At 68.4% G+C, this 3,924-nt stretch carries 5 protein-coding genes; 1 reads left to right on the top strand and 4 read right to left on the bottom strand.

What is annotated here, in order from left to right; translation table 11 throughout:
• A partial coding sequence (locus tag E4O86_RS22445) for a MaoC/PaaZ C-terminal domain-containing protein (RefSeq protein WP_246206564.1) occupies positions 1-516 on the top strand: 516 nt, incomplete at its 5' end.
• 34 nt (positions 517-550) lie between these two features.
• Here E4O86_RS22445 and E4O86_RS22440 read toward each other — a convergent pair.
• Genes E4O86_RS22440 through E4O86_RS22425 form a run of 4 tightly spaced genes read right to left on the bottom strand, consistent with a single transcriptional unit; the run spans position 551 to position 3,757 of the window.
• A complete protein-coding gene (locus E4O86_RS22440) occupies positions 551-1,342 on the bottom strand; it encodes an ABC transporter permease (protein WP_161142766.1) in 792 nt (263 codons plus the stop codon).
• 1 nt (position 1,343) lies between these two features.
• A complete protein-coding gene (locus E4O86_RS22435) occupies positions 1,344-2,213 on the bottom strand; it encodes an ABC transporter ATP-binding protein (protein ID WP_246206563.1) in 870 nt (289 codons plus the stop codon).
• Positions 2,206-3,234, bottom strand: a complete 1,029-nt coding sequence (locus tag E4O86_RS22430) for an ABC transporter substrate-binding protein (RefSeq protein WP_161142765.1) — start codon at positions 3,232-3,234, stop codon at positions 2,206-2,208. Before E4O86_RS22430 ends, E4O86_RS22435 begins: the two co-directional genes overlap by 8 nt.
• A 37-nt stretch (positions 3,235-3,271) precedes the next feature.
• Positions 3,272-3,757 carry a (2Fe-2S)-binding protein gene (locus tag E4O86_RS22425; RefSeq protein WP_246206562.1) on the bottom strand — a complete coding sequence of 162 codons (486 nt, stop codon included), beginning with the start codon at positions 3,755-3,757 and terminating at the stop codon, positions 3,272-3,274.
• Positions 3,758-3,924: the final 167 nt, after the last annotated feature.

Below are 3,924 nucleotides of genomic sequence, written 5' to 3'. Positions count from 1 at the left end.
GGGCCCGAGGCCGCGCGCCCGCCCCGCACGACGGCCGCAGCGCCGGGCCCGGCGCACGAGCCCGTCGGCGAGACCGTCGCGCCTTCCCGCTGGAGCGAGGCGCTGCTCGGCCGGCGCTTCGCCCTCGGGGCGACCGATTTCACGCCGGAGAGCATCGTCGCCTTCGCCCGCGAATACGACCCGCAGCCCTTCCACGTCGATGCCGAGGCCGCCCGGAGCGGGCCGTTCGGGGCGCTCGCCGCCTCCGGCTGGCACACCGCCTCCGCCTGGTCGGGATGCTTCGCCGCGTTCTGCCGGGCCGGCGGCGCGGATCCGGGAACCTTCCTCGCCGCCTCGAGCCTCAGATGGGCGCGGCCCGTCTATGCCGGCGACCGCATTGCCTGGGACGTGGAGCCGGTCGCGATCGCCGCGGCAGAACGCGGCGAGAAGATCGTCACGCTCCGCTGCGGCGGTACCGGCCGCGACGGGGCGCGCGCCTACCAGTTCACCGGCACGCTGCGCGTCGCGGACGCATAGGCGCCGCGGCCCCGCCGCGGCGCCCGCACATGGATCAGCCGCCGCCCATCGCCGCCATGGTCTGCTTCCGGGTCGCCCAGCCGGTGAAGCGGCGCTCGATGAAGACGCAGACGAGATAGGTTGCAATCCCCATCGCCGCGATCACCGTCACGCCCGCGAACATCAGCGGCGTGCGGAACTGCGAGGCCGCCTGCAGCATCAGGTATCCGATGCCGTCGTTGGAGGCGAGCGTCTCCGAGATGACCGCGCCCACGAAAGCGAGGGTGATCGAGACCTTGAGCGAGGCGAAGAAGTAGGGCAGCGAGCGCGGGATGCCGACCTTCGCCAGGATGTCGAGGCGCGTCGCACCGAGCGAGCGCAGCACGTCCTCGAGCTCCGGCTCGGTGGTCGCGAGCCCGGTCGCGACGTTCACCGCGATCGGGAAGAACGACAGCAGGAAGGCCGTGGTGATCGCCGGCGGCTGCCCGATTCCCATCCAGAGCACGAGGATCGGCACGATCGCCGCCTTCGGGATCGAGTTGATGCCGATCAGCACCGGATAGAGCCCGGCATAAGCGAGCCGCGACGAGCCGATGAAGATGCCGATCAGGAGCCCGACGACGATGCCGATCCCGAAGCCCAGGAGCGTGTTGATCAGGGTGAAGAAGGCGCTCGCCAGGATCGGCTCGTGATATTGCACGAGCGCGGCGTAGACCGCCGTCGGGGCCGGCAGGATGAACTGCCGGATGCCGAAGAGGTCGACGGCCAGTTCCCAAACCAGGAGGGTGCCGACGATGACGAGCCAGGGCATCGCCGTCTCGAGCCTGCGGAATGCTCTCGGCGACATGTCAGGCCGCTCCCGCAGCGGCGGTCCGCTGCCTGTCGTCGCTGCGCGCCTGGGCGATCTCGCTGCGGATCTTGTGGACGATGTCCACGAATTTCGGGTCGAACGTGCTCTCGACCGTCCGCGGGCGCGGCAGGTCGACCCGGTGCGTCGCCACGATGCGGCCCGGCCGCGCGCTCATCACGTAGATGACGTCGGCGAGATAGGCGGCTTCGCGCAGATCGTGCGTCACCAGGATGCAGGTGAAGCGGCGCTGCATCCAGAGATCCTGGAGCACCGCCCAGAGCTCCTCGCGCGTGAAGGCGTCGAGCGCGCCGAACGGCTCGTCGAGCATCAGGAGCTCGGGCGAGTGGATGAGCGAGCGGCAGAGGCTCGTCCGCTGCTGCATGCCGCCGGAGAGCATCCACGGGTGCTTCTTCTCGAAGCCCCTGAGGCCGACCGTCGCGAGCAGGTTGCAGGCGAGCTCCTCGTATTCCTTGCGGTTCCTGCGCAGCCGGTTGCGATGCGGCTGCACGATCTCGAGCGGCAGCATCGTGTTCGAAAGGATGTCGCGCCACGGCAGGAGCGTCGAGTTCTGGAACGCCATGCCGACGATCTTGAGCGGCCCGGTCACGCGCGCGCCCGCCACCCGCAGATCGCCGGTCGTCGGCGGCAGGAGGCCCGTCACGAGCTTCATGAGCGACGACTTCCCGCAGCCCGACGGCCCGACGACCGCCGCGAACTCGCCCTTCCCTACCGTCATGCGAAGGTCGGTGATGGCGAGGGTGTCCGCGCTCTCGCCGTAGCGGAGGCTGACATTTTCGATGTCGACGAAGGGAGCGGCCGCCGCAGGGGCGGCCGCCTTGTCGACGATGGAGAGTGCGCCGTTAGGCAATATCGCGGTCCTCTGCAGGCGGCATGAAGCCGTCGACGAAAATGTCCTCGAAGGCGAGCGAATCGGGCAGCTCGAAGCCCTTCTTCAGCACCTCGATGCCCGATTCCATGCGGGCCTTGTCGTAGGAGCCGAGGCCGTTCTGCTTCACGTTCTCCGTCAGGACGTGCTTGTCCAGCACCCAGTCGAGGCGCGCGCGCTCGACATCCGCGTTGAGCAGCTTGTCGCGCTGCAGCACGGCGGCGATGGCGGCGTCCCTGTTCTTGTTCGCGTTGACCCACGACCGCGACACGGCCCGCGCCATGCGCTTCACGAGGTCGGGATTGTCCTTCAGGACGCCCGGATTCACGATCAGCGAATTGCCGATGAAGTCGAAGCCGAACTCCTTGTAGTAGAGGAGGTTGATGTCCTCGAGCTTCACGCCGTTCTCGATCAGGTTGAAGATCGCCGTGTAATCGAAGGCGATGACCGCGTCGACCTGCCCGGTCAAAAGCATCGAGTCGCGCAGCTTGACGTCGACGGTGACGAGGTTGACCTCCTTCGGGTCGATGTTGTTGCGGGCGAGCAGCGCCGGGAAGATCTTCGAGCCGGCGTCTGCGGTGCCGGTCCCGAGCTTCACCTTCTTGAGATCCTCGAGCGAGGTCACCGGGTTCTTCTTGAGGCTCAGGATGACCGCCGGGAACTGGTCGAAGATCGGCATGATGAGCTTCGGCGCCGCACCGGGATTGGCGCCGGCGAAGGCGACGAGCGTGCTCGCGTCGGCGAGCCCGAACGGATGCGTGCCGGCCGCGACCCGCCTCACCGATTCGCCCGAGCCGGATGAGCCCTCGGGCGTCACCGCGAGATCGAACTTCTCGTACGTGCCGTCCTCGATGGCGAGGAAGGACGGCGCGTTGCCGCCATAGATGCGGAATTCGAGGCTGAGCTTTGCCGAATCCGCCGCGAAGGCGAACCGCGGCAACAGGCCCGTTGCGGCAGCACCCAGAAGAAGTCCGCGCCTCGAAACATTGAACAAGTCTTTCATTTCCGTTCTCCCCTTGAAAGACCGCAAAAACATCTCCTCACGCAGGAGATGAACCCAGTTCCCTCAACTCTCTTGCTGCTTCCAGGATGGCGCGCACGATTCCGGCATAGCCGGTGCAACGGCAGATCTGGCCGGCCATGCCGTCGCGGACGGCCGCTTCGTCCAGATCCGTCCTCCGTTTAAGCAAGTCGCGTGCCATCATCAGCATGCCCGGCGTGCAGAAGCCGCATTGCAGAGCGTGCTTCTCGTGGAAGTGCCGCCGCAGGACGAGCATGACCGGATCGTCCCGGAGGCCCTCGATCGTGGCGATCCGGCGCCCCTCCGCCATCGCCCCGAGCAGCAGGCAGGCGCGTGTCGCCCTGCCGTCGATTTCGACCGTGCAGGCGCCGCACGCGCCGTGCTCGCAGCCGAGATGCGTGCCCGTCATGGCGAGCCGCTCCCGCAGGACGTCCGCGAGGCTCTCCCTAGCCTCGGCCGCGACGGCGATCTCCTCGCCGTTGATCTGAAGCCTGAGCATCCTCATCCGGCGCGCGCCTCCGCGATCGCCCGCAGCACGACCGCCCGGTGCAGGCGGAGGGCGTAGCCGTCGAGCGGCTCGCCCGATCCTTCGAGGTCGCCGGCCACCGCCTCGGCGAGCGCGGCCTCCGCCGCGCCGGCCTCGAGCGCGGCCGAGACCGCGTCGAGCCGGCG

The sequence above is a fragment of the Propylenella binzhouense genome (assembly GCF_009866965.1).
Classification (GTDB): domain Bacteria; phylum Pseudomonadota; class Alphaproteobacteria; order Rhizobiales; family Afifellaceae; genus Propylenella; species Propylenella binzhouense.
The sequence above is the reverse complement of the archived record's forward strand: the minus strand, read 5'-3'. Positions and strand labels throughout refer to the sequence as shown.

Bases quoted from the DNA above. Each gene is read 5' to 3' on its own strand.
- E4O86_RS22440 (WP_161142766.1), bottom strand. From the start codon at position 1,342: ATGTCGCCGAGAGCATTCCGCAGGCTCGAGACGGCGATGCCCTGGCTC.
- E4O86_RS22430 (WP_161142765.1), bottom strand. From the start codon at position 3,234: ATGAAAGACTTGTTCAATGTTTCGAGGCGCGGACTTCTTCTGGGTGCT.
- E4O86_RS22425 (WP_246206562.1), bottom strand. From the start codon at position 3,757: ATGAGGATGCTCAGGCTTCAGATCAACGGCGAGGAGATCGCCGTCGCG.